Here is a 25,920-nt window from a genome sequence, read left to right as displayed (position 1 = left end):
CGTCTCACCTGCCTCACCCGCCCCACTCCTGCATTGGCCTGCCCGCCCGTCCCACACCCGCCCCCCTAGGAGGCGCTCACCAAGCGCCGGGGCCGCCCAGGCCCCCCGCTCGCGCCCCGGCTCGTCGCACGCGGCTACGGCACGGGCCGCCGCCTCACCGCCGCCTCGCCACCGCCTCACCGCCGCCCCCCGACCCCTGGAACCCGCGTTTACGCAGGTCAGCTTGATTGTCGGTGGTGGGGTGCAGGATGGACGCATGGCGAAATCCGCTCACCGAGCCCTCGACGGCTTCTCCCCCGCGACCCGCGGCTGGTTCACGGGGGCGTTCTCCGCGCCCACCGCGGCCCAGGCGGGTGCGTGGCAGGCCATCGGCGCGGGTTCGGACGTGCTGGTGGTCGCCCCGACCGGCTCCGGCAAGACGCTGGCCGCTTTCCTCGCGGCCCTGGACCAGCTGGCCTCCACCCCGCCGCCGGCCGACCCGAGGAAGCGCTGCCGGGTGCTGTACGTGTCGCCGCTCAAGGCTCTCGCCGTCGACGTCGAGCGGAACCTGCGCAGTCCGCTGACCGGCATCCGCCAGGAGTCCGTCCGCCTCGGCCTGCCCGAGCCGGAGGTGCGGGTGGGCATCCGCTCCGGCGACACCCCGGCCGCCGAGCGCCGCGCCCTGTCCACCCGTCCGCCGGACATCCTGATCACCACCCCGGAGTCCCTGTTCCTGATGCTGACGTCGGCCACCCGCGACGCGCTGACGGGCATCGAGACGGTGATCCTGGACGAGGTGCACGCGGTCGCCGGCACCAAGCGCGGCGCGCATCTCGCGCTCTCCCTGGAGCGGCTGGACGAACTGCTGCCGAGGCCCGCCCGCCGTATCGGCCTGTCCGCGACGGTCCGCCCGGTGGACGAGGTGGCCCGCTATCTCTCGCCGCGCCGCAAGGTGGAGATCGTCCAGCCCAAGTCCGGCAAGGAGTTCGACCTCTCCGTGGTCGTACCGGTGGAGGACATGGGCGAGCTGGGCGGCTCCCCGGCCGGCGACGGCGGCGAAGGAGCGGAGAAGCCGTCGATCTGGCCGCATGTGGAGGAGCGGATCGCCGACCTGGTGCAGTCCCACCGCTCCACGATCGTGTTCGCCAACTCCCGGCGGCTCGCGGAGCGCCTGTGCAACCGGCTCAACGAGATCGCCTACGAGCGGGTGACCGGCGAGCCCCTGGACGAACACCACTCCCCGGCGGAGCTGATGGGCGGCTCGGGCGCGGCCCACGGCGCCCCGCCGGTCATCGCACGCGCGCACCACGGCTCGGTCTCCAAGGAGCAGCGCGCGCTCGTGGAGGAGGACCTCAAGGCCGGCCGGCTGCCCGCGGTGGTGGCCACCTCCAGTCTCGAACTGGGCATCGACATGGGCGCGGTGGACCTGGTCGTCCAGGTCGAGTCCCCGCCGTCGGTGGCCTCCGGACTCCAGCGCGTGGGCCGCGCGGGACACCAGGTCGGCGCGGTCTCCACCGGCGTGGTCTTCCCGAAGTACCGGGGCGACCTGGTGCAGGCGGCCGTGGTGACCGAGCGGATGCGCACCGGTTCCATCGAGTCCCTGCGGGTCCCGGCCAACCCGCTGGACGTACTCGCCCAGCAGCTGGTCGCGATGACCGCGCTGGACACGTGGCAGGTGGACGACCTGCTGGCGACGGTCCGCCGCGCGGCCCCCTTCGCCTCCCTGCCGGAGTCGGCGTTCACAGCGGTCCTGGACATGCTCGCGGGCCGCTATCCGTCGGACGCGTTCGCGGAGCTGCGCCCGCGCGTGGTCTGGGACCGGGTCACGGGCTCGGTCACCGGCCGCCCGGGCGCCCAGCGGCTCGCCGTCACCTCCGGCGGCACCATCCCCGACCGCGGCCTCTTCGGCGTCTTCCTCGCGGGTGCCGACCCGAAGAAGGGCGGCGGCCGGGTCGGCGAGCTGGACGAGGAGATGGTCTACGAGTCCCGGGTGGGTGACGTCTTCACCCTGGGCACCAGTTCCTGGCGGATCGAGGACATCACGCGGGACCGGGTCCTGGTCTCCCCCGCGCCCGGTGTCCCCGGCCGGCTGCCCTTCTGGAAGGGCGACCAGCTGGGCCGCCCGCTCGAACTGGGCCGCGCGGTCGGCGCGTTCCTGCGCGAGGTGGGTTCACTCCCCAAGGACGACGCCCGGCTGCGGCTGCTGGCGGCCGGCCTCGACGCGTGGGCGGCGGACAACGTGCTGTCGTACCTGGCAGAGCAGCGCGAGGCCTGCGGCCATGTCCCCGACGACCGCACCATCGTCGTGGAGCGCTTCCGCGACGAACTGGGCGACTGGCGGGTGGTCGTCCACTCCCCCTTCGGCGCCCAGGTGCACGCCCCCTGGGCCCTGGCCCTCGGCGCCCGCCTGTCCGAGCGGTACGGCATGGACGCCCAGGTCATGCACGCCGACGACGGGATCGTGCTGCGGCTGCCCGACGCCGACCTGATGGGCCTGGAGCTGCTGGACCAGGCACCCGTGCGGGCCGGCAGCGAGTACGACGCGGAGCAGGCCCCGGTCGGCGCGGCCGACGTCGCCTTCGACAAGGGCGAGGTCGACCAGATCGTCACCGACCAGGTCGGTGGTTCCGCCCTGTTCGCCGCCCGCTTCCGCGAGTGCGCCGCCCGCGCGCTGCTCCTGCCGCGCCGCAACCCCGGCAAACGCACTCCCCTGTGGCAGCAGCGCCAGCGTGCCGCCCAGCTCCTCCAGGTGGCCAGCGAGTTCGGCTCGTTCCCGATCGTCCTGGAAGCGGTCCGCGAGTGTCTCCAGGACGTCTTCGACGTCCCCGGACTGGTCGAGCTGATGGGCGACCTGGAGTCCCGCAAGGTCCGCCTGGTCGAGGTCACCACCCCCGAGCCCTCCCCCTTCGCCCGTTCCCTGCTGTTCGGGTATGTCGCCCAGTTCCTGTACGAGGGTGACTCCCCGCTCGCCGAGCGCCGCGCGGCCGCGCTCTCCCTGGACTCCCGGCTGCTGGCCGAGCTGCTGGGCCAGGCGGAGCTGCGCGAACTGCTCGACGCGGACGTCCTCACGGAACTGGAGCGTGAACTCCAGTGGCTCGGCGAGGACCGCCGGATCAAGGACCTGGAAGGCGTCGCCGACGTACTGCGGCTGCTGGGGCCGCTGACGGACACCGAGTTGGCGGAGCGGGGCGCCGAGCCGCAGTGGGCGCGGGAGCTCGCCGGTGCCCGCCGCGCCATCAGGGTCCGTATCGGCGGCACCGACCACTGGGCGGCGATCGAGGACGCGGGCCGGCTGCGCGACGCCCTCGGCACGGCCCTGCCGGTCGGCGTCCCCGAGGCGTTCACCGAGCCCGTGAAGGACCCGCTCGGCGACCTCCTCGCCCGGTACGCGCGCACCCACGGCCCGTTCACGTCGGCCACCGCGGCCGCCCGCTTCGGGCTCGGCGTGGCGGTCACCGAGGGCGCGTTGCAGCGGCTCACCGCGGGCGGCCGGGTGGTGCAGGGCGAGTTCCATCCGGCGGGCATCGGCCAGGAGTGGTGCGACGCGACCGTGCTGCGCAGGCTGCGCCGCCGCTCCCTGGCCGCGCTGCGCCACGAACTGGAGCCGGTGGCACCGGCCGCGCTGGCCCAGTTCCTGCCGCAGTGGCAGCACATCGGCCGGGGGCACGGGCTGCGCGGCCTCGACGGACTGGTGCGCGCGGTCGAGCAGTTGCAGGGCGCGTCCGTCCCGGCATCGGCCCTGGAGAAGCTGGTGCTGCCCTCCCGCGTGGCCGACTACACGCCTTCCATGCTGGACGAACTCACCGCGGCCGGCGAGATCGTGTGGGCCGGCGCGGGGGCCCTGCCCGGCAAGGACGGCTGGGTCTCCCTGTACCTGGCGGACGCGGCGCCCCTGCTCCTCCCGCCACCGCACCCCCTGGAGCTGACGGCCCTGCACCAGTCCGTGCTGGACGCCCTCTCCGGCGGCTACGGCCTGTTCTTCCGTCAGATCGCCGACCAGGTCCGTGCCACCACCCATCCCGACGCCACCGATCCCCAACTGGCCGACGCGCTCTGGGACCTGGCCTGGTCGGGGCGGCTCACCAACGACACACTGGGCCCGATGCGTTCCCTGCTGGGCTCCGGCCGCACCGCGGGCGCCACGGCCCACCGCGCCAAGCGCACCGTCCCGCGCGGCCGCTATGGCTCCCTGACGGCCGCCGCCCGCACGGCCTCCCGTACCGGCCCGCCGACGGTTGCCGGCCGCTGGGCCCTGCTGCCCGAGCGTGAGCCGGACACCACCGTGCGCGCCCACGCCCTGGCCCGCACCCTGCTGGACCGGCACGGGGTGGTGACCCGCGGCGCGGTCGCGGCGGAGGGCGTCGAAGGCGGCTTCTCGGCGGTGTACCGCGTCCTGTCGGCGTTCGAGGACAGCGGCCAGGCGCGCCGGGGCTACGTGGTCGAGGGTTTGGGCGCCGCCCAGTTCGCGATGGACGGCGCGGTCGACCGGCTGCGCGCGGTGTCCAACGCGCGTGAACGCGGCGAGAGCGCCCCGGGCACCGGCCTCCCGAACGGCGCCGGTTTCGGCGGCGGTGCCGGCACCGCCTTCGGGAACGGCGGCCGTACCGCGGCGGCCGCCTTCGGCGCCGACGCGCCCGTCACGCCCCTGGGTCCCTTCGGCGAAGCCGACCTCGCCGGCCTGGACGGCGACTTCACGTGGCCGCCCGGTCCGACCGCCGCCCCCGGCGACTACGTCTCCCCCCAGGACCTCGCCCCCGCCGACCCCTTCGCCGCCCCCGGCTACGGCGGCCCGCGGGGCGGCAGTCCCGCCACCCCCCACACCTACGGCAACCACCATGCCCGCACCTCAGCCGGGCCCGACCCCAGAGCCGCCGTCCTCGCCGCCGCCGACCCCGCCAACGCCTACGGCGCCGCCCTCGCCTGGCCCGAGCCGCCGACCGAGGCCGGGCACAAGCCGGGCCGCAAGGCGGGTTCCCTGGTCGTCCTGGTCGACGGTGAGCTCACGCTGTACATGGAGCGCGGCGGCAAGACCCTGCTGGCCTGGCCCGCCGCCCCGGACACGGCCGTCAGCGACGACGCGCGGCTGCGCACGGCGGCGGAGGCGCTGGCGGCGGCCGCCCGCGCGGGGAGCCTGGGCACCGTGACGGTGGAGCGGGTCAACGGCGCCGCGGCCCTCACCTCCCCGCTGGGCACCGTCCTGGAAGCGGCGGGTTTCATCGCGACCCCGCGCGGCCTGCGGCTACGGGCGTGAGGTGGACGCCCGCCGGGTCCAGCCGCCGGGGAGAAGCCGCCGCGGACACCGTGCGCCCCATGCGCCCTCGCCGCCCCCGGCGGCCACCCCCGTGCCACCCTTGACCCATGCCCGAAGGTGACACGGTCTGGCAGGCCGCGCGGCGCCTGCACGACGCACTCGCCGGCAAGGTGCTGGCCCGCAGCGACTTCCGGGTGCCCCAGTACGCCACGGTCGACCTCGCCGGCCGTACCGTGCTCGGCACCGTGCCGCGCGGCAAGCACCTGCTGACCCGTTTCGAGGGTGACCTGACCCTGCACACGCATCTGCGGATGGAAGGCGCCTGGAAGGTCTTCCGCACCGGCGAGCCCTGGAAGGGCGGCCCCGCGTTCCAGATCCGGGTGGTCCTCGGCACCGCCGACCGCACGGCCGTCGGGTACCGGCTCCAGGTCCTGGAGCTGCTGCGCACCGGCGAGGAGGACCGCGCGGTGGGCCACCTCGGTCCCGACCTGCTGGGCCCCGACTGGAACCCGGACCGCGCCCTCGCCAACCTGCTCGCCGACCCCGCCCGCCCGCTCGGCGAGGCCCTGCTCGACCAGCGCAACCTCGCCGGCATCGGCAATGTCTACAAGAGCGAGCTCTGCTTCCTGATCGGCGCCACTCCCTGGCTTCCGGTCGGCGCGCTCCCCGCCGACCGCGCCGCGCACCTCCCCGGTGTCGCCCAGCGGCTCCTGGAGGCCAACCGCGACCGCCCGATCCGCCGGACCACGGGCCTGCGCAACCAGGACCTGTTCGTCTACGGCCGCGCGTCCCGCCCCTGCCTGCGCTGCGGCACCCCGGTCCGCCTGGCCGACCAGGGCGACGGCTCCCGCGAGCGTCCCACCTACTGGTGCCCGGCCTGCCAGACCGGCCCGGCCCCGGGCTCGCCTCCGGGCCGCGGAACACGCCCGACTAATTGACGGACCGTCAGAAACGCTCGTACGGTCCCTTCATGCCAGTCGCCGCGTACGACCTCACCGGACGCACCGCGTTCGTCACCGGCGCCGCCAGCGGCATCGGCCGGGCCTCGGCCGTCCTGCTCGCCGAGGCCGGCGCGACCGTGCACTGTGCCGACCGGGATGCGGACGGCCTGCACGGGACCGCCACGCTCATCAAGGAGGCCGGCGGGACCGCCCGCACCCACACCCTCGACGTGACCGACCGGGCCCGGCTGGCGCAAGCCGTGCGGTCCTGCGGGCGACTGGACGTGATGGCCGCGGTCGCCGGGATCATGCACCGCAGTCCGGTCCTGGAGACCAGCGACGAGGACCTCGACCGGGTCCTGGACGTGAACTTCAAGGGCGTGCTGCACAGCTGTCAGGAGGCGGCCCGGCTGATGCTGGAGCGGCGGACCGGGGGCAGCATCGTCACCATGGCGTCCGGCGCGATCGACACCGGCGGCCCCGGCCTGCTCTGCTACAGCGCCGCCAAGGCGGCCGTGGTCCAGCTGACCAGGACGCTCGCCAACGAGGTCGGCGGGCAGGGCATCCGCGTCAACGCGGTCGCGCCGGGCTGGATCCGCACACCCATGACCGACCGCGACGACAGTGCCGAGCAGCGGCGGACGGAGGCGTGGATGGCCCGGCTGTCACCGCTGGGCCGGGTCGGTGAGGCGGCGGACATCGCGCACGCCGTGCTCTATCTGGCCTGCGACGCCTCGTCGTTCATGACAGGCCAGATCCTGCGTCCGAACGGAGGGGTGGCGATGCCCTGGTAGGGCGCTGCCCCTGCCAGGCGGCCCGCCACCGGCCCGGACCTAGGGCTCCCGCCGCCCGGGACCTCGGCACGCAGTTCACCGGCAGCAGGCTCAGTCCCCATCCCCCGGCGGCCACGGCCCCCTCGATCGCCCCGGCGCCGTCCACGAGGACGATCCGCAGCACCGCCCACCACCACACCGCCGTGAATCCCAGGGCAACCCCCCAGCGCACTATCCGCCCCACCATGGCCGCCACCTCCAGCCGGACGCTAGAACGCCGCCCTGGCCGCCGGGAAGGCGCACCGAGGGCTCACCGATGCAACGGCAGTCGGCCGGCGTCTGCCTCCGCTACGCGTTCTCCGCCTGGAACATCCAGTGGTGCTTCTCCAGATCCGCCGTGACGGCGATGAAGATGTCCTGGGACACCGGATCGGGCTCCGCGGTCGACGCGATCCGCTGCCGCATCCGGGTGATCACCGCGCCCAGCGCGTCCGCCAGGGCCCCGACCGCGTCCGAGTCCTTGACCCAGCCCGCCGGCGCCGAGGAGATTCCGCTGCCCGCGGCCACGGTGGCCGCACGTCCGTCCGGTGAGACGCCCAGCGCCGACGCCCGCTCCGCGACGGTGTCGGAGTGCGTCCGTGCCGAGTCGACCACCTCGTCGAGCTGGAGGTGGACGGACCGGAAGCGGGGGCCGACCACGTTCCAGTGGACCTGCTTGGCGACCAGCGCCAGGTCCACCAGGTCGACGAGGGCGCCCTGCAACGCGTCGGCCACGGTCTTCAGGTCCGCGTCGGGCAGTGGGCTCTTCACGACGTACATGCGTTCTCTCCGGTGCTCGGCCCCCTGTCACGTCACTCCACCATGACCGCAGCACCGGATACCGGCAAACGGACGCACCCCCGACGCAGGACGCGCGAAAGCCCCGGCCACGCCCTTCCAGGAGCTGCCTGGACCGGCTCGGCCGGGGCCTCGCGCACTTCTTCGGCGCCGGGTCGGCACCACGTCGGTCTACGCCCGCACGGGCGTTACGCCGCGACCACGTCCACCGCTTCGGCGGGTGCCTTGATGGTCACCCGTTCCGGTGGCACACCGGTCACCGAGACGGTGCCCAGCATCGGGCGAACCGACGTCGGCACGGACTCGGTGGCCTGGGCGGACTGGGCCAGCTCGGCGAGGGCGAGCTCGTCGCTCACTTCCCGCATGAGCTCGGACATCCGTACGTCCAGCGCGTCGCAGATGGCGGAGAGCAGCTCGGAGGATGCCTCCTTCTGCCCCCGCTCCACCTCGGAGAGATAGCCGAGCGAGACTCGGGCGGACGAGGAGACTTCGCGCAGAGTACGGCCCTGGCGCTGGCGCTGCCGACGCAGCACGTCACCCAGCAGGCGACGGAGCAGAATCATCGGTGGCTCCCTCCTCGGACCGCGTAGCCGCATCCTTCACGCCCCACCGTACCGCCTTGCGCCGCGGCCGTGCGGGGAGCGATGTCGTGTTCACTCAGGGCTGCAAACATCAAAACCCCCCGTTCTGTTCCGTATCCTGTGTCCGCTCATTCCCGGTCTGTTCGCTCGCAAGCTCCTTCAGAAGCAGCGCGAGTACGCTCCGTACACTCTCTCTACGAATTTCCGCACGGTCGCCGTTCAACCGCAGGGCTGCCACTTTTCCGCCAGCGGCAGAACCGGAATCTGCCGCGAAGGGGCCGTCGACGGCCACGAACACCGTGCCCACCGGGCGGCCGTCCTGGGGTTCGGGGCCGGCGACGCCAGTGGTCGCGAGGCCCCAGTCGGCGCCCAGCGCCTTCCGCACCCCGGCGGCCATCTGGGCCGCGACCTGCGGATCCACCGCCCCGCGCTGGGCCAGCAGGGTGGCGTCGACCCCGAGCAGCCGGTGCTTCAGCTCGGTGGCGTAGGCGGTGACGGATCCGCGGAAGGTCTTGGAGGCCCCCGGGACGCCGGTGATCTCGGCCGCGACCAGGCCGCCGGTCAGCGACTCGGCGACAGCGAGGGTCTGCCCCCTCACCGTCAGTAGTCGCACCAGTTCGGCGGCCGTGGAACTCACGCTTCCGTCTCCTCCGAAACCGCTGCCCGCTCGGCGAGTCCGCGCCGGCGCAGCACAATGGCTTGTCTCACATAGTCGAGGCCGGTGACGACCGTCAGCACGACGGCCGCCGCCATCACCCAGAACCTCAGGGTCGCCAGCCACCCCGTCAGTGCCAGCACGTACATGCCCACGGCCACACCCTGGGTGAGTGTCTTGAGCTTGCCGCCGCGGCTGGCCGGGATCACGCCGTAGCGGATGACCACGAAACGCATGAGGGTGATGCCGAGTTCCCGGGCGAGGATGACGATCGTCACCCACCAGGGCAGATCACCCAGCCCGGACAGGCAGATCAGCGCCGCTCCCATGATCGCCTTGTCGGCGATCGGGTCGGCGATCTTCCCGAAGTCGGTGACGAGGTTGTAGGTACGGGCCAGGTGTCCGTCGAACAGATCGGTGATCATGGCGATGGCGAAGGCCGCCCAGGCGAGGGAGCGCCACGCCGGGTCGTAGCCGCCGTCGGCCAGCATCAGGGCGACGAAGCCGGGCACCAGGACCAGCCGGAGCATGGTCAGCAGATTGGCGACGTTCCACAGGCTCGCCTGGTTGACGGCGGCGGCCGCGATCTTCCCGCCGCGTGGCGGTTTCTCCTCGTTCTGCGAGCCGTCCTGCGGACCGTCGTGGGGACCGCGCTGTGGACCGGAGGTGGCGGCGGAGCCCGGGGCGCCGGGCGCGCCGGAGGAGCCGCCCGCGGCGGACGCCGGGACTCCGGTCATCTGCCGGCCTCCTCACTCCACACGGGCGAGCCCAGCAACGGCTCGGCCACCAGGTCGACACCTTCCGTCCCGACCACCTTGGCCTCGACCATACGACCGGGGCGCAGCCCTTCGCCGCTCGTGAGCAGTACCTGCCCGTCCGTCTCGGGCGCCTGGTGGGCCGCTCGGCCGTGGACACCGTCCTCGTCGTCCACGGACTCCACGAGGACGTGCACGGTCTCGCCCACGCGTTCCTCGGACCGCTGCGAGACCAGTTCCTCGGCGAGCTGGGAGATGTGCGCGAGCCGCTCGGCGACGACGTCCTCGTCGAGCTTGTTCTCGTACGTCGCCGCCTCGGTGCCCTCCTCGTCGGAGTAGCCGAAGACCCCGATGGCGTCCAGCCGGGCGCCGTTCAGGAAGCGCTCCAGCTCGGCCAGGTCGGACTCGGACTCGCCGGGGAAGCCGACGATGAAGTTGGAGCGGACACCGGCCTGCGGGGCCTTGCCGCGGATGGTGTCGAGCAGTTCCAGGAAGCGGTCGGTGTCACCGAAGCGGCGCATGGCCCGCAGCACGCCCGGGGCGGAGTGCTGGAAGGACAGGTCGAAGTACGGGACGACCTTGGGGGTGGAGGTCAGTACGTCGATCAGGCCGGGGCGCATCTCCGCGGGCTGGAGGTAGCTGACGCGCACCCGCTCGATGCCGTCGACCTCGGCCAGCTCGGGCAGCAGGGACTCCAGGAGGCGGATGTCACCGAGGTCCTTGCCGTAGGAGGTGTTGTTCTCGGAGACCAGCATGACCTCCTTGACTCCCTGCTCGGCCAGCCAGCGGGTCTCGTTCAGCACGTCGCTGGGGCGGCGCGAGATGAAGGAGCCGCGGAAGGACGGGATGGCGCAGAAGGAGCAGCGCCGGTCGCAGCCGGAGGCGAGCTTCACCGAGGCGACCGGGGAGCCGTCCAGGCGGCGGCGCAGGGGCGCACGGGGGCCGGAGGCGGGCGCGAGGCCTTCGGGGAGGTCGGCCGGCGCGTGGCCCGGCAGCGCCACCGAGGCGGCCGAGTCCTGTCGCTCGGCGGGGCTGATGGGCAGCAGCTTGCGCCGGTCGCGCGGGGTGTGGGCGGCGTGGACGCCGCCGCTGAGGATGGTCTGGAGCCGGTCGGAGATGTCGGCGTAGTCGTCGAAGCCGAGCACGCCGTCCGCCTCGGGCAGCGCCTCGGCGAGCTCCTTGCCGTACCGCTCGGCCATGCAGCCCACCGCCACGACGGCCTGGGTTCTGCCATGGCCCTTGAGGTCGTTGGCCTCCAGGAGGGCGTCGACGGAGTCCTTCTTCGCGGCCTCGACGAAACCACAGGTGTTGACGACGGCGACGTCGGCGTCCGAAGCGTCCTCGACGAGGTGCCAGCCGTCCGCCTCCAAACGGCCTGCGAGCTCCTCCGAGTCCACCTCGTTACGGGCGCAGCCGAGAGTGACAAGTGCGACGGTACGGCGTTCAGGCATGGGCTCAAGACTACTTTGTCTCACCGACACCCCACGTCGAAGGGGCTGGCCGATCATGGCCAACCCCTTGGGTACGTGCTCGGTGCGAACGGTTATCCGACTTCCGGGTCGCCCTTGGTGTACGTGAGACGCTGCACGGCGCCGGGCTGGAACTGGTCCTCGATCTTCTTGCCGTTGACGTAGAGCTGGATGGCTCCGGCGTCACCGAGGATCAGGTTGATCTTGGAGCTGTCCTGGAAGGTCTTGGACTCGCCCTTCTTCAGGAGCCCGTCGAAGAGCATCCGGCCGTTGTGGTCCTTGGCCGAGATCCAGCTGCGTCCGTTGGCCGCGCTGACCTGGACGGTGACCTTGTCCTGGGGCGCGGCGGCGATCGCGCTGTCCGAGGGTGCGGGGGCCTTGCCGGGCTTGCTCTCCTTCGGGGTCGGCGAGACCGGCTTGCTGGTCGACGGGGTGGCTCCCTCGGCGACCGACTGCTTGGCGTCGTCGCCGTCGCCGCCCTTGAAGGCGGTGAAGCCGACGAAACCGATCACGACGACGATGGCGGCGACCATGGCCGCCGTCCAGTTGGGTCCGCGTCGCTCGGGCCTGATGCGTTCGGCCTCGAACAGGGGTGCGGCGGGCGTCGGCGCGGGCCGCCCACCGCCGTGCTCGGCCGAGAACCGCGCGAGCAGCGGCTCGGGGTCCAGGCCGACGGCCTTGGCCAGGGTCCGGATGTGCCCGCGCGCGTAGACGTCGCCGCCGCAGGGGGCGAAGTCGTCGGCCTCGATGGCGTGCACGATGCCGATACGGACCCGGGTGCTCCCGCTGATGTCGTCGACGGTCAGCCCGGCGGCGATGCGGGCCTGCTTGAGGGCTCGGCCTACGGAGGGGCGGTTTTCCTCGGACACGTCTGGGAACGGACGCTCGTCTTCAGGGGAGTTACTGCCGATGGACACGGGGGCGCCTTTCGAGCGTTTAGCCACCTGTGCTGGAGGTTCAGTCTAGGGGGGGTACGAAAGGGTGAGGCAACCGGACGATACGACTTTGTACGCCATCGGTATGGCCGGACACCCCGATGACAGGTCAGGTGTGCACCCCAGGATGGAGTACACACCTTTCCTCTCGCTCAACTTGACGTTCGTCAAAGGGAAACGGTTGCCCGACGATCTCTAACGGGTGGATCACGACATGCCTCCACCCGGCCTACAGGCGCCCGTGCCCCTGAGACAGACCTACCCTTCAGACTCCCCACGGATCACGGCGAGCACTCCGTCCAGCTCATCGGGTTTCACAAGAACATCACGTGCCTTGGACCCCTCGCTCGGCCCGACCACCCCGCGGGACTCCATGAGGTCCATCAGCCGGCCCGCCTTGGCGAAGCCGACGCGCAGCTTGCGCTGGAGCATGGACGTCGAGCCGAACTGCGTGGAGACGACCAGCTCGGCCGCCTGGCAGAGCAGGTCGAGGTCGTCGCCGATGTCCTCGTCGATCTCCTTCTTCTGCTTGGTGCCCACGGTGACGTCGTCCCGGAAGACGGGCGCCATCTGGTCCTTGCAGTGCTGGACGACGGCGGCGACCTCCTCCTCGGTGACGAACGCGCCCTGCATACGGGTCGGCTTGTTCGCCCCCATCGGCAGGAAGAGACCGTCACCCTTGCCGATCAGCTTCTCGGCGCCGGGCTGGTCGAGGATGACCCGGCTGTCGGCGAGCGAGGAGGTGGCGAAGGCCAGCCGGGAGGGCACGTTCGCCTTGATGAGACCGGTGACCACGTCGACCGAGGGCCGCTGGGTGGCGAGCACCAGGTGGATGCCGGCCGCGCGCGCGAGCTGCGTGATGCGCACGATGGCGTCCTCGACGTCACGCGGGGCGACCATCATCAGGTCGGCCAGCTCGTCGACGATCACCAGCAGGTACGGGTACGGCTGAAGCTCCCGCTCGCTGCCCTCGGGCAGCTTGACCCTGCCCTCGCGGATCGCCTTGTTGAAGTCGTCGATGTGCCGGAACCCGAACGCGGCCAGGTCGTCGTAGCGCAGGTCCATCTCGCGCACGACCCACTGGAGCGCCTCGGCGGCCCGCTTGGGGTTGGTGATGATCGGCGTGATCAGGTGCGGGATGCCCTCGTAGGCGGTGAGTTCGACGCGCTTGGGGTCGACGAGGACCATCCGCACGTCCTCCGGGGTCGCCCGCATCATCACCGAGGTGATCAGGCAGTTGATGCAGGACGACTTGCCGGAGCCGGTGGCGCCCGCGACGAGCATGTGCGGCATCTTCGCCAGCGAGTGCATGACGTAGCCGCCCTCGACGTCCTTGCCGAAGGCGACCAGCATCGGGTCGTCGTCCTCGGCGGACTCGGCCAGCCGCAGTACGTCACCGAGGTTGACCATCTCCCGGTCGGTGTTGGGGATCTCGATGCCCACCGCGGACTTGCCGGGGATCGGGCTGATGATCCGCACGTCCGGGCTGGCGACGGCGTACGCGATGTTCTTGGTGAGCGCGGTGATCCGCTCGACCTTCACGGCGGGGCCGAGCTCGACCTCGTAGCGGGTGACCGTCGGCCCCCGGGTGAAACCGGTGACGGCCGCGTCGACCTTGAACTCGGAGAAGACGTTGGTGAGCGAGGCGACGACCCGGTCGTTGGCCTCGCTGCGCGCCTTGCCGGGGCCGCCGCGGGTGAGGAGGTCCAGCGAGGGCAGCGAGTAGGTGATGTCGCCGGAGAGCTGGAGCTGCTCGGCACGCGGGGGCAGGTCCCGGGGCTCTTCGGGCGCCGGTTTGGTGAGGTCCGCGACGACCGGCTCGCCCTTGAGCCTCTCCTGCTTGGGCCGCGCGGCCGGTACGGGGCTCGGGCTCGGGCTCGGGCTCGGGGCCGGCACGGGGGCGGGCGTGGTCTCCTCGCGGTCCCCGACGCTGACGCCCTGGGTGAGGTCGGCGACGAGCGGAGAGGGCGGCATGCCGTGCAGGACCGCGCCGTCGAGTGCGGCGGCGGCCGCGGCCGCGACGTCCACGGCGTCCGGCTGGCGGCCCATGTCGGGCTGCGGCACCGCGGAGCGCCTCGGGCGGCCCCGGCGCTTGGTGAGCGCCTCCTGCTCGGCGCCGTCGGGGTCGTAGCTCCCGGGGGCGCTCGTGCGCTTACGGGGGCGCGCGGGCAGCGCTTCGCGCCACTGCTCGTCGTAGCGCTCGTCGTCGTCCGTGTATTCGCCGTACTCGCCGTGCTCGCCGTACTCGCCGTACTCGTCCGGCTCGGGGTCGCGCAGCAGCCCGAGGCTCACGCCCAGCGTGCGCAGCCGCTGCGGGATGGCGTTCACCGGTGTCGCGGTGACCACCAGCAGCCCGAAGACCGTGAGCAGTACCAGCAGGGGTACGGCGAGGACCTCGGTCATGGTGTACGTCAGCGGGGTGGCCGCCGCCCACCCGATGAGGCCGCCGGCATCCCTTATGCCCTGCATGCCGTCGCTGCGGGCCGGCGAGCCGCAGGCGATGTGGACCTGGCCGAGCACGCCGATGACGAGCGCGGACAGACCGATCACGATCCGACCGTTGGCGTCCTGCTGCTCGGGGTGGCGCATGAACCGTACGGCGATGGCCGCGAGCAGTATCGGCACCAGCAGGTCGAGCCGCCCGAAGGCGCCGGTGACGAGGATCTCGACCAGGTCACCGACCGGGCCGCGCAGGTCGGCCCAGGTGCCGGCGGCGACGATCAGGGCGATGCCGAGCAGGAGCAGGGCGACGCCGTCCTTGCGGTGGGCCGGGTCCAGGTTCTTGGCTCCCTGTCCTATGCCGCGGAAGACCGCGCCGACGGCATGGGCGAGGCCCAGCCAGAGGGCGCGCACCAGGCGGACCACGCCCCCGGTGGGACTGGGCGCCGGCCTGGGTGCCGGCGCGGACTTCTTCGCCGCGCTCCTCTTGGCCGGCGCCTTCTTGGCCGGAGCCTTCTTCGCGGCGGCCCTCTTCACCGGAGCCTTCGAGGGAGCGGCCTTCTTCGCGGGCTGCTTCTTGGCTGCCGAGGGACGTGAGGCCATGGGTGTGAGATTACCGGGGGATGCGACGGGGGACACGTGTGCCCACTGCTTCACCCGTTCGTGTCGCCCCTGCCGGGGCGCGGAACTGACGCACGCTCATGGGCAACTGTGTCGGCCGCGGCGGTCAGTTCTGCGACGGAAGCGGCGGAGTGGCGCCGCCCGTGCCCGGCTCCAGGGCGTCGAGCGCCCGGCGCAGGCCGGTGAGTTTGCGCTCCAGATGCGCCGCCGTGGCCACCGCGGCCGCGTCCGCGGACTCGTCGTCCAACTGCTTGGACAGGGCCTCGGCCTGCTCCTCGACGGCCGCGAGCCGCGCCGACAGCTCCGCGAGCAGCCCCGCGGACTCCTTGCCGGCCACCGCGCCACCCTTGGCGCCGCCCTCCAACTGGAGGCGCAGCAGCGCCGCCTGCTCCCGGAGCTGGCAGTTCTTCATGTACAGCTCGACGAAGACCGAGACCTTGGCGCGCAGCACCCACGGGTCGAAGGGCTTGGAGATGTAGTCCACCGCGCCGGCCGCGTAACCCCGGAAGGTGTGGTGCGGGCCGTGGTTGATGGCCGTGAGGAAGATGATCGGGATGTCCCGGGTCCGCTCCCGGCGCTTGATGTGCGCCGCGGTTTCGAAACCGTCCATGCCCGGCATCTGGACGTCCAGCAGAATGACCGCGAAGTCGTCCGTGAGCAGTGCCTTGAGTGCTTCCTCCCCGGACGATGCCCGCACCAGTGTCTGATCGAGCGCAGAGAGGATGGCCTCCAGCGCCAGCAGATTCTCCGGCCGGTCATCGACCAGGAGGATCTTGGCCTTCTGCACCATGGCCCGCCCTCCTCGCCCCGGATGTGCACCGGGCGCCGCCCCAGGGGACGACTCCGTTTCGCCGCCCGTCCTTGTGCCGGTCATGGTAGCCGCACCCCGCCTGTCGCCACACCCTGTCACCGCGATGTCACTGTGCACGTAGCAGAAACGCAGCCGGAGACCAGAAGGTTCCCCCGATCCCGCACTTCTACACGGGTTCCGCCACCGTGGGTCAGCAACTCCCCGTGCTCACAGAAGGTTCCCGAAACGTTCACATCACTCCTGATCGATTCGGTCACTCCTCGCGCATCCACTGCTCCATCACCGCCAGAAGATGATCGGGGTCGACCGGCTTGGTGACGTAGTCGGAGGCGCCCGACTCGATGGCCTTCTCCCGGTCGCCCTTCATCGCCTTCGCCGTGAGCGCGATGATCGGAAGGCCGGCGAACTGCGGCATACGACGGATCGCCGTCGTCGTCGCATAACCGTCCATCTCCGGCATCATGATGTCCATCAGGACGACCGCCACATCGTCGTGCTGCTCCAGCACCTCGATGCCCTCCCGGCCGTTCTCGGCGTACAGCACCGACAGACCGTGCTGCTCCAGGACGCTGGTGAGCGCGAAGACGTTGCGGATGTCGTCGTCGACGATCAGCACCTTCTCCCCGCCGAACCGCACTCCCCGGCGCGGCTGCGGGGTCGTCACCTCCTGCTCGGCCAGCACCGGCCAGGTCTCGGGCACCTGCGGGGCACCCCGGCGCCGCCGCCGGAAGAGCGCGGCGGCGCCGTTCTGGGTCTCCTGGTACGACTTCACCTCGGCCGGCGTCTCGATCTCCACGCCGGAGAACTCCCGGTTGTGGTTCTGCGAGGCGACCAGGTCCCCCGCCTCCAGCGCGGGCACGGACTGCTGGTAACCCTGCGGCGGCAGCTCGCTCGGGTGCAGCGGCAGGTACAGCGTGAACGTCGAACCGCGGCCCGGCTCGCTCTGGGCGTAGATCTCACCGCCCAGCAGCTGCGCGATCTCCCGCGAGATGGAGAGCCCGAGGCCCGTACCGCCGTACTTGCGACTGGTCGTCCCGTCGGCCTGCTTGAACGCCTCGAAGATCACCCGCATCTTGCTGGCCGCGATACCGATGCCCGTGTCGGTCACCGAGAACGCGATCAGCGGCGCGTCCGGATCACTGAGCGAACCCGCCTCCAGCAGCTGTTCCCGGATCCCCGCCGGCACGTCACCGCTCGCCGGCCGGATCACCAGCTCCACCGACCCCGAGTCGGTGAACTTCACCGCGTTGGACAGCAGGTTGCGCAGCACCTGGAGGAGCCGCTGCTCGTCGGTGTGCAGCGTGGCGGGCAGCTCCGGGGAGACCCGTACGGACAGGTCCAGGCCCTTCTCCGCGGTCAGCGGCCGGAAGGTCGCCTCCACGTAGTCCACGAGCTGCACGAGCGCGATACGCGTCGGGGAGACGTCCATCTTGCCCGCCTCGACCTTCGACAGGTCGAGGATGTCGTTGATCAGCTGAAGCAGGTCGGACCCCGCGCCGTGGATCGTCTCGGCGAACTCCACCTGCTTCGGTGACAGGTTGCCCTCCGCGTTGTCCGCGAGCAGCTTGGCCAGGATCAGCAGCGAGTTCAGCGGAGTGCGCAGCTCGTGCGACATGTTGGCGAGGAACTCGCTCTTGTACCGCATGGAGACCGCGAGTTGCTCGGCGCGCTCCTCCAGCACCTGCCGGGCCTCCTCGATCTCGGTGTTCTTCACCTCGATGTCGCGGTTCTGCTGGGCCAGCAGCTCGGCCTTCTCCTCCAGTTCGGCGTTGGACGCCTGGAGGGCCTTCTGCCGGTTCTCCAACTCGGCCGACCGCTCCTGAAGTTGCTCGGTCAGCTCCTGTGACTGCTTCAGCAGCACCTCGGTCTTGGTGTTCACCGAGATGGTGTTGACGCTGGTCGCGATCATCTCGGCGATCTGGTTCAGGAAGTCCTTCTGGATCTGCGTGAACGGCGTGAAGGAGGCCAGCTCGATGACGCCGAGCACGTTGCCCTCGAACAGCACCGGAAGCACGATCACCTGCGCCGGCGGAGCCTCGCCCAGCCCCGAGGAGATCTTCAGGTAACCGGTCGGCGCCTTCTCCACCAGGATCGTGCGCTTCTCGTGGGCGGCCGTGCCGATCAGCGCCTCACCGGGCCGGAACGACGTCGGCATGGAGCCCATCGAGTAGCCGTACGAACCCAGCATGCGCAGCTCGTACGCCTCCTCGCTCTCCGCGCTCAGGTCCTTCCCGTCGACCAGTGGCATCGCCAGGAAGAACGCGCCGTGCTGCGCGGAGACCACCGGCGTCAGCTCGCTCATGATGAGCGCGGCCACGTCCGCGAGGTCCCGGCGGCCCTGCATCAGCGCGGAGATCCGGGCGAGGTTGCCCTTCAGCCAGTCCTGCTCCTCGTTGGCGATCGTGGTGTCCCGCAGGTTCGCGATCATCTTGTTGATGTAGTCCTGCAATTGCAGGATCTCGCCCGAGGCGTCCACGTCGATCTTCAGGTTCAGGTCGCCGCGGGTCACCGCGGTGGCCACCCGCATGATGGCCCGCACCTGCCGGGTCAGGTTCCCGGCCATCTCGTTCACCGACTCGGTCAGGTCGCGCCAGGTGCCGTCCACGTCCCGCACCCGCGCCTGACCGCCCAGCTCCCCTTCGGTGCCCACCTCGCGGGCCACCCGGGTGACCTCCTCGGCGAAGCTGGACAGCTGGTCCACCATCGTGTTGATCGTCGTCTTGAGCTCGAGGATCTCACCGCGCGCGTCAATGTCGATCTTCTTGGTCAGGTCGCCCTTCGCGATGGCCGTCGTCACCATCGCGATGTTGCGCACCTGCCCGGTCAGGTTGGACGCCATCTGGTTCACCGACTCGGTGAGGTCCTTCCACGTACCCGCCACACCCGGCACGTGCGCCTGGCCGCCCAGGATCCCGTCCGTGCCCACCTCACGGGCCACCTTGGTGACCTGGTCGGCGAACGAACTCAGCGTCTTCACCATCTGGTTGATGGTGTCGGCGAGCTGCGCCACCTCACCGCTCGCCTCGATGGTCACCTGCCGCGTCAGGTCACCGTTGGCGACCGCCGCCGACACCTGGGAGATGTTCCGCACCTGCATGGTCAGGTTGTTGGCCATCAGGTTCACGTTGTTGCTGAGGTCCTTCCAGATGCCCGTGACACCCGGAACGCGCGCCTGACCGCCCAGGATGCCCTCGGTGCCCACCTCACGGGCCACCCGGGTCACCTGCTCCGCGAAGCTGGACAGCTGGTCAACCATCGTGTTGACCGTCGTGACGAGTTCCAGGATCTCGCCCTTCGCGTCAACGGTGATCTTCTTCGACAGGTCGCCCTTCGCGACGGCCGTCGTGACCTCGGCGATGTTGCGCACCTGGATGGTCAGGTTGTTCGCCATGAAGTTCACGGACTGGGTGAGGTCCTTCCAGGTACCGGCCACCCCCTGCACCTCGGCCTGACCGCCCAGGATGCCCTCCGTGCCCACCTCGCGCGCGACGCGCGTGACCTCCTGGGCGAACGACGACAGCTGGTCGACCATCGTGTTCAGGGTGTTCTTCAGCTCCTGGATCTCACCGCGCGCGTCCACGGTGATCTTCTGGGAGAGGTCACCCCGGGCCACCGCGGTCGCCACCTGCGCGATGTTGCGGACCTGCGCCGTCAGGTTGCCGGCCATGCCGTTCACGGAGTCCGTCAGGTCCCGCCACACCCCGGCCACACCGGGCACCTGGGCCTGACCGCCCAGCCGGCCCTCCGTACCCACCTCGCGGGCCACCTTCGTGACCTGGTCGGCGAAGGCGGACAGCTGATCCACCATCGTGTTGATCGTGTTCTTCAGTTCGAGGATCTCACCGCGCGCGTCGACGTCGATCTTCTGCGACAGGTCGCCCCGCGCCACCGCCGTCGTCACCTGGGCGATCTGCCGCACCTGGGAGGTGAGGTTGCCGGCCATGAAGTTGACGGAGTCGGTGAGCTCCTTCCAGGTGCCCGAGACACCGTCCACCCGGGCCTGACCGCCCAGCCGGCCCTCGGTGCCCACGTCCCTGGCCATCCGCGTCACCTGGTCGGCGAAGCTGGACAGCTGGTCCACCATCGTGTTCACGGTGTTCTTCAGCTTCAGCATCTCGCCGGAGACGTCGACCGTGACCTTCTGCGACAGGTCGCCGTTGGCCACCGCCGTCGTCACCTGGGCGATGTTGCGCACCTGGCCGGTGAGGTTGCGGAACGCCGTGTTGACGGAGTCCGTCAGGTCCTTCCAGGTACCGGCCGCGCCCGGCACCTGCGCCTGGCCGCCCAGCTCACCCTCGACACCGATCTCCCGCGCCACCCGGGTCACCTCGGCACCGAACGACGACAGCTGGTCGACCATGCCGTTGACGGTGTTCTTCAGTTCCAGCATCTCGCCGGCCACGTCCACCGTGACCGTCTGCGACAGGTCGCCGTTGGCCACCGCCGTCGTCACCGCGGCGATGTCACGCACCTGGGTGGTCAGATTCCGGAACACCGTGTTGACGGAGTCCGTCAGGTCCTTCCAGGTGCCCGCCGCGCCCGGCACGTTCGCCTGCCCGCCGAGCCGCCCCTCGCCACCGACCTCGTTGGCCACCCGGGTGACCTCGTCCGCGAAGATCCGCAGGGTCTCCGTCATCTGGTTGATCGTCTCGGCGAGCTGGGCCACCTCACCCCGCGCCGGGACGGTCACCTTGCGTGACAGGTCACCGTTGGCGACCGCGGTGGTCACCTCCGAGATCCCGCGCACCTGGGCCGTGAGGTTGCCGGCCATCGTGTTGACGGAGTCCGTGAGCTCCTTCCACGTACCCGCGACCCCCGGCACGTGCGCCTGACCACCCAGAATGCCGTCCGTACCCACCTCACGCGCGACCCGGGTCACCTCGGAGGAGAACGCCGACAGCTGGTCCACCATCGTGTTGACGGTTTCCTTCAGCTCCAGCATCTCGCCGGCGACCTGCACGGTGACCTTCCGCGACAGGTCACCCTTCGCGACCGCGGTCGTCACCAGCGCGATGTCCCGCACCTGCGCCGTCAACCGGTACGCCATCGTGTTCACCGAGTCCGTCAGGTCGCGCCAGGAACCCGACATGCCACGCACGCGCGCCTGGCCGCCCAGCTTGCCCTCGGTGCCGACCTCACTGGCCACCCGCGTGACCTCGTCGGTGAACGTCGACAGCTGGTCGACCAGGTTGTTGACGGTCCTGCCGACCTTCAGGAACTCACCGCGCAGTGGATGCCCGGCCCCGTCCGCCGTCGGCGTCCGCAGCTCCATCCGCGGCGACAGATCACCCTCGGCCACCGCCGTCAGGACCCGGCCCACCTCGGAGACCGGCCGTACGAGGTCGTCGACCAGGGCGTTGGAGTTGTCCACGGCGGCCGCCCAGGAACCCTCACAGGCACCTGTTTCCAGCCGTTCCGTGAGTTTTCCCTCACGTCCCACGACACGCCGTACCCGCGACAGCTCACCCGTGAGGTGGAGATTGCGGTCCGCCACCTCGTTGAAGACCGCCGCGATCTCCGACATCACGCCGTCCCCGGACACCGTGAGCCGCTTGCGGAAGTTCCCGTCCCGCATCGCCACCAGGGCCACCAGCAGCCGGTCCAGAGAAGCCGAGTCCACCTCCGTGGTCCCGCCGCCGCCCCGCCGCCTGCTCAGGGACTGTCCGCCCTTCGCGCGCGCCTTGGTGCCCCGCGCCGCTGCGCCAGTCTCCACTGTGTCCCTCCCGCAGGGGTCGACCGTTACTGCTGTACCCGGATACCGCCATACTCGGCGTACCGCTTACTTCGGCGTACCAGTTACTGATGCGTATTTCTGCCAGATGGGATCCGGTCACACCAGGGGCTGCTGCCCGCCGTACACGGAACGCACTCAGGCTGATCGGACCTTCACCAGAAGCTTGCCCAGTGTTTCACCCCGTCCGAACCAGGCCATAACAGTTCGGCAGCTTCGCACATCGTCCGCACACCCTGGGGCGTGAACACTGGCGACCGGCATCCGCTCGGACGGCGAAGGTAAGTAACCTTGCATGCGGCTGTCCAGCCGCACCGGTCCGTCCGGCCTGGGCGGTGGCACGAGAACGAGCGGGCATTCGGAGGGGCGGCCGCAGACCATGACCACCGGAGTGATCCCCGGGGGACACAACCCGGAGCCACGGCCCACGGGCGAGCGCATGCCGCAGCAGCGGCACGAGCCGGCCGGCCGGGAAGGCCCGCATGTCGAGACACGGTCGAGGAGTTCTGTGATCACCGCGCGCGCGGCCGCCACCTTCGAGCCGGTCGGCCGATCGGTCGCGACCGCCCGGTCCTTCGTCCGCGACACGCTCCAGGGCTGGGGCTTCGCCGACGTCGTCGACGACGCCGTGGTCCTCACCAGCGAACTGGTGACCAACGCCGTGGTGCACGCCGGCACCCACGCCGACGTCCTGTGCCTGCGCACCGAGGACGGCGTACGCATCGAGGTGGCCGACCGCTACCCGGAGCGCGAGGTCCCGCTCCAGGGATCCGCCGTCAACATGGGCAGCCCCGACCGCGAGGGCGGACGCGGCCTCCAGCTCTGCGCGGCCCTCGCCGCCCGCTGGGGCGTCGAGTACACGCCCACCCACAAGAACGTCTGGTTCCAGCTCGACCTCCCCGAGCGCCCCGTCGGCACCCGAGCCGCCGGACCGTCGCTCCCCGCCGACCTGCTGCCCCTCGCCGACGGCCGGGTCCGCGTGGCCGTCGTCCAAATCGACCGCAAGGGCACCGTGACGGCCTGGAACGAGGACGCCGAGGACATCTTCGGCCACACCGCGGCCGAAGTCACCGGCAAGCCGCTCACCGACCTCGCCGCCTGGCCGCACACCCCGGGCACCGGCACCGGCATCGCCGAGGCCCTCCAACTCTCCCGCTGGGAGGGCAGTTACGGCATCCGCGGCGCCGACGGCCGCGTCACCCCCGTCTACGCCTCGCACCTCAGGGTCCGGGACACCGGTGGCGAGCCCTCCACGGTCTGCCTGCTCGTACGGGACCACGAACGCGCCGTTTTGCAGACCCCGTTGCGCGTCCCCGCCTCCGACGCCGGCACCGCGGACGGCCAGAACGCGGACCCCTTCGAGGTGTTCATCGGCTCCCCCGCCCCGGACGACCTCGACGGCCTCCTCCAGCGCACCGTGGAACGCGCCCGCGACATGCTCGACGGCGACTCCGCCTTCCTGCTCCTCGCGACCGACGACGAGACCGAACTGGAGGTCCGCGCCTCCACCGGCCTGCCTTCCGCACGGCAGCGCTTCGCGCGCGTGCCCGTCGAAGCGGGCCCCGGCCGCTACGGCTCGGCCCGGATGCCGGCCGTACACGACGATCTGACGGCCGTACCGGGCGCCGTGCCACTCCTGGCGGGCACCGGCATGCGTTCGGTCGTCACGGTCCCGCTGAAGGTCGAGGGCCGCCTGACGGGCTCCCTGGGCGTCGCGGCCGAGGCCGCGGGCAGATACTCCAACGAGGAGGCGTTGCGCCTCCAGTTCGCCGCCGACCGTATCGCCCTGGCCGTCGAGTCCGCCCGCCTGGGCGAGCTGGAGCGGCTGCGCCGCGGCTCCCTCAGCTTCCTGGTCGAGGCCTCCGACCTGCTCGCCGGCACCCTGGACCGGGACCAGACCCTCGCCCTGATGGCCCAGATGACGGTCCCGACCCTCGCCACCTGGTGCGCCGTCTACACGATCGCCGATCAAGCCTCCGACCCGTATCTGTCGTACGTCCTGCACGAGGACGAGGAACTCATCGACGGCATCAAGTCGTTGCTGTCCAAGGTGCCCCCGCCGGACCCGGTGCCCACGCCCGGCGCCCGCGTGTGGACCGCCCCCGGCGAGCACGCCCACCAGGCCGCCCTGCGCAGCTCCATGCGCAGCCTCGGTCTCACCGGCGGCCCCGCCCGCCAGGTCTCCTCCGGCATCGGCCCCACCCTCGCCACGGCCTCCGCCGTCGGCGGCGAGACCGTCGTCCTCCCCCTGGTGGCCCGCAACCGCGTCATCGGCATGCTGACGCTCGGCAAACCCACCGACGAGCACTTCCGCCAGGAGATCCTGGAACTGGCCGAGGACCTCTCCCGCCGGGCCGCCCTCGCCCTGGACAACGCCCGGCTGTACTCGGAGCGCACCGCCATCAGCCAGGCCCTCCAGCGCAGCCTGCTGCCTCCGGGCACCCCGCACATCGACGGCGTCGAGGTGGAGGTCATCTACCGCGCGGCCGGCGAGGGCAACGAGGTCGGCGGCGACTTCTACGACGTCTTCCCCATCTCCGACGGCGCGTACGGCTTCGCCATCGGCGACGTCTGCGGCACGGGCCCGAACGCGGCCGCCGTGACCGGCCTCGCCCGGCACGCCCTGCGCCTGCTCGCCCGCGAGGGCCTCAGCGGCCCCGCGGTCCTGGAGCGCCTGAACTCGGCCATCCTGGACGAGGGCGACCGCAGCCGCTTCCTGACCCTCCTGTACGGCGAGATGCGCCCCCGGGAGGACGGCAGCGCCGAGATGAAGGTGGTCTGCGCCGGCCACCCGCTGCCGCTGCGTCTGCGCCAGGACGGCACGGTGGAGGCCGCCGCCGAACCGCAGCCGCTCCTCGGCGTCATCGAGGACCTGGAGCTGTACGAGCAGACGGTCACCCTGGACCCGGGCGACGTCCTGCTGTGTGTCACGGACGGTGTGACCGAACGCCGTGAGGGCACGCGCATGCTCGGCGACGACGGGCTCGCGGACGTTCTCACGACCTGCACGGGCCTTACGGCGGGCGCGGTGGCCGCACGCATCATGCGCGCGGTGGAACGCTTCGCGTCGGACGCCCCTTCGGACGACATGGCCATTCTGGCGATGCGGGTCCCCGGCCTTCAGCTGGACTGAGCGGGCCGGGGAAAGAGGGCATGAAAAAGGCCCCACCCGAACGGGTGGGGCCTTTTTGTCGGAGCCCCCAAACGGAATCGAACCGTTGACCTTCTCCTTACCATGGAGACGCTCTGCCGACTGAGCTATAGGGGCCTGTTGCTTTTCGAGGTTTCCCCCGCGGCAACGGAATAGATCATACCCCGAACGGACCCGAGTTCCCAAACTCGTTCAGAAGGCCGGCTGGAGCAGTCCACCCAGGGCGTTGCAGGCGGACACGATCCGCTGCATCTCCCGTTTGGTCAACGAGGCGTCGACGGGCAGCGCCAGTGTCTCGTCGGCGGCCCGCTCGGTCTCCGGCAGCGAGACGCAGCGCCGGAACTCCGGCAGCCGGTGCACGGGCGTCTTCACCGGCACCCGGCAGTCAACTCCCTTGCCCCGCAGGGCCCGGGCGAAGGCGTCCCGGTCCGGCCTGCCGTTGCCGGGCACGCGCACGACGTACTGCTGGTAGGTGTGCCCGTCGCCGCCGTCCGGGGTCCGCACCCCGCGCAGCTTGGCGTCGAGGTAACCGGCCCGCTGCCGACGCTGCGCGATCTCGTCGTACGGCGCCTCTGACTCGCCCTGTTCCAGGACCAGCAGCCCGTGCCGCTGTCCCAGCGCGTGCAACCGCCGGATGTCCGCCCACCGTCCGAAGCGGTGTACGACAACGACCGCCGCGGACCGGGCGGTTATCGCCGCTTCCACCGCCGACGCGTCGAGGCAGTAGGTCAGCGGATCTATGTCGGCGAACACCGGGAGCGCACCGGCCAGTGTCACGGCCTCGGCGACCTCGGCGTTCCCGAACGCCGGCACGACGACCTCGTCACCGACTCCGACACCGGCGGCCCTGAGCATTGCAGCAGTACCCATGCTGGGATGCTCGACGCGGAACGTGAACGTCAAGTTACGTAAAACAAAAAAGGGTTGGACCCCGAACCGAAGTTCAGGGCCCAACCCTTTCAATATTTGTTCGGCGGCGTCCTACTCTCCC

General features: G+C 71.2%; 15 protein-coding genes and 1 tRNA gene. 4 read left to right on the top strand and 12 right to left on the bottom strand.

Annotation, left to right across the window (positions count from 1 at the left end; genetic code table 11):
- The first annotated feature begins 256 nt into the window (after nucleotides 1-256).
- The 3 genes from AAW13_RS41115 (at nucleotide 257) to AAW13_RS41105 (ending at nucleotide 6,965) form a co-directional block, all read left to right on the top strand.
- Entirely contained in the window at nucleotides 257-5,230 is a 4,974-nt protein-coding gene (locus AAW13_RS41115) for an ATP-dependent helicase (protein ID WP_046730369.1), read from the top strand.
- A gap of 107 nt (nucleotides 5,231-5,337) precedes the next feature.
- Nucleotides 5,338-6,168, top strand: coding sequence for an Fpg/Nei family DNA glycosylase (locus tag AAW13_RS41110; RefSeq protein WP_046730368.1), 831 nt, complete (start codon nucleotides 5,338-5,340; stop codon nucleotides 6,166-6,168).
- 32 nt (nucleotides 6,169-6,200) lie between these two features.
- Nucleotides 6,201-6,965, top strand: a complete 765-nt coding sequence (locus tag AAW13_RS41105; protein ID WP_046730372.1) for an SDR family NAD(P)-dependent oxidoreductase — start codon at nucleotides 6,201-6,203, stop codon at nucleotides 6,963-6,965.
- Here the strand turns inward: AAW13_RS41105 and AAW13_RS47270 are convergent.
- The 10 genes from AAW13_RS47270 to AAW13_RS41055 all read right to left on the bottom strand — a co-directional run bounded on the left by AAW13_RS47270 (nucleotide 6,913) and on the right by AAW13_RS41055 (nucleotide 21,760).
- Nucleotides 6,913-7,191 (bottom strand): hypothetical protein, encoded by a 279-nt coding sequence (locus AAW13_RS47270; RefSeq protein ID WP_071659855.1) that lies wholly within the window; start codon nucleotides 7,189-7,191, stop codon nucleotides 6,913-6,915. The two genes, AAW13_RS41105 and AAW13_RS47270, sit on opposite strands and share 53 nt — an antisense overlap.
- Before the next feature lie 101 nt (nucleotides 7,192-7,292).
- Nucleotides 7,293-7,763, bottom strand: a complete 471-nt coding sequence (locus AAW13_RS41095; protein ID WP_046730367.1) for a Dps family protein — start codon at nucleotides 7,761-7,763, stop codon at nucleotides 7,293-7,295.
- Nucleotides 7,764-7,969: 206 nt separating this feature from the next.
- The gene (locus AAW13_RS41090) at nucleotides 7,970-8,344 is read right to left on the bottom strand and encodes a helix-turn-helix domain-containing protein (protein ID WP_046730366.1); all 375 of its coding nucleotides are present in this window, start codon (nucleotides 8,342-8,344) and stop codon (nucleotides 7,970-7,972) included.
- Nucleotides 8,345-8,453: 109 nt separating this feature from the next.
- Entirely contained in the window at nucleotides 8,454-8,999 is a 546-nt protein-coding gene (locus AAW13_RS41085) for a CinA family protein (RefSeq protein ID WP_046730365.1), read from the bottom strand.
- Complete coding sequence (gene pgsA / locus AAW13_RS41080) at nucleotides 8,996-9,754, bottom strand: CDP-diacylglycerol--glycerol-3-phosphate 3-phosphatidyltransferase (RefSeq protein WP_046730364.1); 759 nt, start codon at nucleotides 9,752-9,754, stop codon at nucleotides 8,996-8,998. The genes AAW13_RS41085 and pgsA overlap by 4 nt, the downstream gene beginning before the upstream one ends.
- Nucleotides 9,751-11,223: a 30S ribosomal protein S12 methylthiotransferase RimO gene (gene rimO, locus AAW13_RS41075; protein WP_046730363.1), complete on the bottom strand. Its 1,473-nt coding sequence runs from the start codon at nucleotides 11,221-11,223 to the stop codon at nucleotides 9,751-9,753. The genes pgsA and rimO overlap by 4 nt, the downstream gene beginning before the upstream one ends.
- A gap of 92 nt (nucleotides 11,224-11,315) precedes the next feature.
- Entirely contained in the window at nucleotides 11,316-12,158 is an 843-nt protein-coding gene (locus tag AAW13_RS41070; protein ID WP_046730362.1) for a helix-turn-helix domain-containing protein, read from the bottom strand.
- A 276-nt stretch (nucleotides 12,159-12,434) separates the two neighbouring features.
- Nucleotides 12,435-15,218, bottom strand: coding sequence for a DNA translocase FtsK (locus AAW13_RS41065; protein ID WP_206306371.1), 2,784 nt, complete (start codon nucleotides 15,216-15,218; stop codon nucleotides 12,435-12,437).
- 124 nt (nucleotides 15,219-15,342) lie between these two features.
- Nucleotides 15,343-16,026: a response regulator gene (locus tag AAW13_RS41060; RefSeq protein WP_046730361.1), complete on the bottom strand. Its 684-nt coding sequence runs from the start codon at nucleotides 16,024-16,026 to the stop codon at nucleotides 15,343-15,345.
- Between the two features lie 274 nt (nucleotides 16,027-16,300).
- Complete coding sequence (locus tag AAW13_RS41055; protein WP_107483530.1) at nucleotides 16,301-21,760, bottom strand: HAMP domain-containing protein; 5,460 nt, start codon at nucleotides 21,758-21,760, stop codon at nucleotides 16,301-16,303.
- A gap of 397 nt (nucleotides 21,761-22,157) precedes the next feature.
- On the opposite strand from AAW13_RS41055, the gene AAW13_RS41045 reads away from it, so the two are divergent.
- Nucleotides 22,158-24,911 carry a SpoIIE family protein phosphatase gene (locus AAW13_RS41045; protein WP_046730360.1) on the top strand — a complete coding sequence of 918 codons (2,754 nt, stop codon included), beginning with the start codon at nucleotides 22,158-22,160 and terminating at the stop codon, nucleotides 24,909-24,911.
- Nucleotides 24,912-24,973: 62 nt separating this feature from the next.
- Here AAW13_RS41045 and AAW13_RS41040 read toward each other — a convergent pair.
- Nucleotides 24,974-25,046, bottom strand: a tRNA-Thr gene (locus AAW13_RS41040).
- A 75-nt stretch (nucleotides 25,047-25,121) separates the two neighbouring features.
- On the bottom strand, nucleotides 25,122-25,784 hold the full coding sequence (locus AAW13_RS41035; protein WP_046730359.1) for a DegT/DnrJ/EryC1/StrS family aminotransferase: 663 nt from the start codon (nucleotides 25,782-25,784) through the stop codon (nucleotides 25,122-25,124).
- Nucleotides 25,785-25,920: the final 136 nt, after the last annotated feature.

Source organism: Streptomyces humi (assembly GCF_001005085.2).
Classification (GTDB): Bacteria; Actinomycetota; Actinomycetes; order Streptomycetales; family Streptomycetaceae; genus Streptomyces; species Streptomyces humi.
This window is presented reverse-complemented; position numbering and strand designations above follow the sequence as displayed.